Source organism: Pseudomonas gebzensis, from assembly GCF_034427815.1.
Lineage (GTDB): Bacteria > Pseudomonadota > Gammaproteobacteria > Pseudomonadales > Pseudomonadaceae > Aquipseudomonas.
Genome location: NZ_JAXQNS010000058.1, coordinates 1 through 306, shown reverse-complemented (window position 1 = coordinate 306; position 306 = coordinate 1). Strand labels below are relative to the sequence as shown.

Sequence of the window (306 nt, the reverse complement as noted above, 5' to 3'; positions counted from 1 at the left end):
GGCCCTGCAATCGTAATCACAGTTGTACTCGGTGTTGCTTATCTACTTGTCAGCATGGCTGCAAATCGTTACAGACGAGAAGGGTTACGCCTCTGGCTATACCGCTGCAATTGGGGCTATGGCGCGATACCGAAATGGACTGAAGAATCCGGGCATGCCGATCAAATGCAATCGCTGCTGAATATTCTGTTGAGGCCTAGCGTGTTGGGAAAAGCATCAATCTACAGGGGAGAAAGGATGCCCGAAAAGTGGTTAGGCCATTGGATTCAGATCCAGTTTTCCGCCACTCTAGAAGGCCAGACAGCA

General features: G+C 50.3%; 1 protein-coding gene. It reads left to right on the top strand.

The annotated features are described in order from the left end of the window. On the top strand, positions 1-306 hold a 306-nt coding region (locus SJI00_RS22450; protein WP_322463872.1), incomplete at both ends, for a hypothetical protein.